This window comes from Gemmatimonadota bacterium (genome assembly GCA_009838845.1).
Classification (GTDB): domain Bacteria; phylum Latescibacterota; class UBA2968; order UBA2968; family UBA2968; genus VXRD01.
In genome coordinates, this window is record VXRD01000048.1 from 1 (window position 1) to 5065 (window position 5065).

The 5065-nt window shown below is 47.4% G+C and carries 1 protein-coding gene; it reads right to left on the reverse strand.

The window, feature by feature from the left end; translation table 11 throughout:
- Nucleotides 1-121: 121 nt before the first annotated feature.
- Complete coding sequence (locus F4Y39_07160) at nt 122-5011, reverse strand: protein kinase (GenBank protein MYC13494.1); 4890 nt, start codon at nt 5009-5011, stop codon at nt 122-124.
- Nucleotides 5012-5065 lie beyond the last annotated feature (54 nt).

Genomic DNA, 5065 nt, shown 5'->3' on the forward strand with positions numbered 1-5065 from the left:
ATGTGATACATTTACAACCGTTCAAGTAAATAAAATATGCATAACTGACTGATTTATATAAAAATAAATAGACTGTAAGCCAAATGATACACTGTTACAAAATGATACACCAGTCCAACATCTATCTCAACCCCAAACGATTGATCTTTCTATACAAGCTAATGCGTGCCACCCCCAGTTCTTTAGCCGTATGCGTAATATTGCCCTTATATCTCTCGAGTGCGTCTCGAATCAACTGTCTCTCATACTCCTGCATACGATCTTGTAAACGCCCTCCTGCTTGCGTGCGGACATCCGCCTGTGCAGGCAAGTGGTATTCGACAGAGGCATCTGACACCGCGTGACCTACAGCTTCCGAAAACAAATCGGGCGTAATATCTCCCTCTCCTTCTGCCAATGCAACCGCACGCCGAATCTCATTCTCCAACTCGCGCACATTACCCGGCCAGTCGTAATTTGTGAGCGCCTTGATAGCTCCCACTGTCAGCCCCCCAACCGACTTGTTTGCATCTTCTTTTGCCCGAATGAGCAATTGTTCGGCCAATAACGGCACATCTTCGATGTGTTCTCGCAAAGGCGGCATATCAATCTGAATCACATGCAACCGATAATACAAATCTTCACGAAAAGAACCGTTTTCAACTTCTTTTTTTAAGTCTCGATTGGTCGCTGCAACAATGCGTACATCTACTGCGCGATCTACAGTTTCTCCCACACGCCGTACTTCACCTTCTTGCAACACCCGCAACAAACTCCTTTGCAACTGTGGCGGGGCATCTCCGATTTCATCCAAAAAAACCGTCCCTCCATTGGCCGATTCAAAAACTCCAATGTGATTTTCTGTCGCCCCAGTAAACGCGCCTTTTTTGTGCCCAAACAACTCACTCTGCAACAACTCTGGTGATAGTGCGGCACAATTTTCCGACAAAAATCGCTGGTCTTTGCGCGTGCTATTGTAGTGTATGGCACGCGCTGCCAATTCCTTACCTGTACCTGTTTCGCCCTGTACAAGCACGGGAATATCACTCTTTGCAGCGCGTTCGATAAGACGGTAGATCGCCTGCATCGCATCGCTTTGCCCAAACAGATCGCCAAGCTGATACCGCCTTTCGACCTCCTGCTGCAAATATTGTGCTTTCTCTTCCAATTGTTCGTGCATCCTCGCATTGACCAGTGCCACACTCACCAGATTCGCAAATGCCTGTAAAAACGTCTGATCTTCTTCAGAAAATGCATTGTCCATGCCGCGATGATCCACATATAGCGCACCGATAACACCTTCTTTAACATGAAATAAGGGCACACACAATACAGACCGAATGTGGTAGTCTATCACACTTTGGTACCGATTTAGCCTATCGTCTGTCTGGGCATCAATGCTCAAAACAGATTCATTTGTCTCAATAACCCGACGAATAATACCCCCACTCAATTCTTCTAAATCATCTACTTCTACATTGTGGTGACGTATCGCATCAACTACAAAGCCTTGCGAAGCCTCATTTTTGATTGCAACAAGCACCCGCTCTGCTGCTGAATAAACAGCCAGCAAATTACCCAAAATCCGATCCAATAGCACCTTGACATCGCGCTCTGTAGTCAATTCTCGGCTCACCTCGTAAAGCAAGCGCCAGCGATCAACGGATAAGGTATCGACTGAAATTTTAGAACTGGGTGCGGCATTCCTGCCGCGACCATCTTCGTCGCGAGATAATTGACTGAATAACACCTGTGTTCTCCTCAGAAAGTAGGACATTTCCATTTCTTCAAACGCCTGTTTTGCCGCTTCGAGATACTCTTGTGCTCTTGTCATCTCACCGCGCTGGAGATAAAACTCTCCTGCCATCAGCAATGCACGCGCCCAGTGGTCGCCTTTTGATTCTCTTCGGCATTCAATCGCCTGCTCAAAAGCCTCTTCAGCCTCAGTTATCCGCCCTGTTTGAGCGAAAGCAACACCAATACCACAATGTACCAGGGGCAATATGCCCGTGTACATACCCGATGTTTGTTGCACACCTTCTCTGGCTTTTTCTGCCCATTCGAGTGCTACTTCTGTATCTCCCATTCTCGTAGCAGCCGTTGCCGCAATCGCATACGCACGATAAATATAATATTTTCGCGGTGTTTCCAAAAATCGCTCTGACGAAATCTCGGCATATTCCAATGCCTCGGCAAAATCACCGCGTTCCAGAGCTAATTCTCCGAGATACAGGAAATTCACTGCCTCCCAATGCACGAGCCCTTGCTTCTGCCACGCACTAATGACTTCATGGCAAATCGATTCCGCACGGTTGAGATCACCCAGATAAAAATAAACTCTTTGAAGTGAATTAAGTGCCCAAATGCGATAGTTTTCAAGTCCAAGTTCCTGAGATGTTTTTACAGTAGCTTCCAGGTGTTCTTTGGCTGTCGCAAAGCGAAATCCCACCAATGCAGTTTGACCTGCTCGTACTTGTATAACGACCTCGTTTTGTGCCTCTCCCAGGGTAGCATATTTCGCCGTTTCCCGGCGCATATACGCAAGTGCTTCTTCGTGACGCCCAGACACATCGCACAAATGAGCCAAACTGCTCAATGCTTGAGTTTCTCCGTCGAGATCATTCAGTTCCCGATAAAGTTGTAATGCCTCCAGCATATATTCTTCTGCTATTTCTCCATGTTGAAGTACGCTGTGAATACTACCTTCGAGATTCAAAATACGTGCCTTCAAATCATTTGGATCATCGGGTAATAATGTCTTTGCCTCCTCTAAAAATTCCAGTGCTCTATTGTGCTGATCGCAATTGCGCAGTACATCTGCATAATCGCACAAAAAGTCGATAGCGTCCGCTTGCGATTCAAAAGCATCATTCGTTGTCCGGTCTCGCACAGCCTCAAACCGTCTCAATGCCTGGCGATACGCTTGTATCGCCAATGCTTTTTTGCCTACCAACCGCATATATTTTACAGCTTTATCCTGTTCTTCTGCCGCGGCAAAATGATCCGCCAATTCTTCTGTCAATCCTGCTGCATCTTCCATCTCTTCCAGAGCATTGCCAATTTCTCGATGTAACAGACGCCGCCGCACATCTTGCACACGATCGTAAATTGCACGCCGATACAAACCCTGTGAAAATCGATAGCGGTCTTCATCACCATAAGTCGTTAACAGCCCTTCTGCTACGAGGTCGTCCAGTACATCCAATAGCTCCAACTCATCACTGCGCCAAATCGCAGCCAATAATTCAAAAGAAAAATCACTCAGAAAAACACAGGCGTATTCCAGCACCCGCTGTTGCACCGCAGGCAGAGCAGTTACGCGTCTGTACAAAACCTCAGAAATATCATCGGATAACAGGGTTTCGGGAAATTCTCCCCACTGCCAATCGCCAGACACATTCTGCCGAACCACGTCGGTATTCACCAGCGTCCTCACAGCCTCCACGACAAACAGGGGCTGTCCACCCGTTTCTCTGAACAGGGTTTGCAATGCATCCGGCGGTATGGACCGCTCCCCCAACATCGACGCCGATAGATACCCCACCTCTTCTCGCGGTAGATTTTTCAGCTGAATATGAGTCGCCTCAGCAAATTCATTACTGTGTATAAAATTTTCAACTTCCTTTGAAAGTGGCTCCAGGTTAGACCATCTGCAAGTCAGGCATAACAAAAACGGACAGGGTTCTGGATCGCGCAACACATACTGCAAAAATTCCAATGTCAATTCATCAAACCATTGAATATCTTCCAAACTCAACACAACGGGCTGTTTCTGTCGCAGACGCTTTAATAACTGCAACCAATGCTCCATAATAGAAAACTTGTCCGTCTCTAATGAATCGGGTAATTCTGCCACCAAATCCGCCATCCCTTGAAAAGCACTAATCAATGCACCGTATATTTGTCCGCCCTCTTCCTGACCTGCACTTTTCAAACACAGAAAATCATGGATCAGCGCATCGCCCAATAGTTCTTCGATCAATCTCGTTTTACCCACCCCTGCCTCACCGGAGATTAGAACCACACGCTGCTCACCAGCCTGTACATCTTGCAACATCGCGTGCAAGGTCTTCATCTCGGATTCGCGCCCAACAAATTGCGGCCGCATCACTTTCAAGGGCACATTGCGCTGCTCGTCATCCGGTGGCACAAACCCCGATGGTAAGGCACGCACCAGTTCCTCTGCCGACTGATAGCGATCAACAGGCTCCTTTGCCAGCAACTTCAACACAATTTGTTGTATCTCTTCAGGAACAGCGATATTGATTTCGCTCATTGAGGGCGGTATCTCTCGAATATGCTTAAGAATAACAGATATTGGATTTTGTCCAGAAAATGGCGGCGTACCCGTAAGCATCTCGTATAAAATCACACCCAATGAGTACAAATCTGACCGATGATCCACCCACAATCCCTTACCCTGCTCTGGCGACATATATTCTGCCGTACCAATCGCCGTGCCCTCCTGCGTAATGGAAACACTATGCAGATGTCTGAGTTTCGCCAGTCCCATATCCAGGATCGTGGTCTCAATCCCCTCCTCTGTTTCCAAAACCATAATATTGGATGGCTTGAGATCGCGATGCACCGCACCCTGCGCGTGGACATAAGCCAAACCCTCGACGATTTGTTGCACCAGAGCGTAAAAGTACGAAGCTCGGAATCGTCCTAACAGTGCCTGATCGGTAATAATTTTTTCCAATGTCTTCCCAGGCAAATATTCCATCGTAAAATAGGGGCGATCTTCGGCAAAGCCCCAGGTGTATGTGCGTACCAGGCGCGGGTGCTGGAATCTGTTCAACACCTGAAACTCTCTGTGAAAACGGCGGCGCACAGCCTGCTCATCCATCATCTCATTCAAAATTTTGAGCGCGCACTCCCGGCCTTGCTCCAGATCCAAAACCCGATAGACTTCGCCCATGCCCCCGGTTCCCAGGTGCGCCTGGATTTGGTATCTTTTGTCGAGAATTGTGCCGGTTTCAAACATGATCTCTTCTACTTTCAAACTCTTGCTAACTGATTGGGATTTCACCTGAACCCATTTGGCTCTTAGTTTTTACTTCTACATCGGTTTATACATACGTAT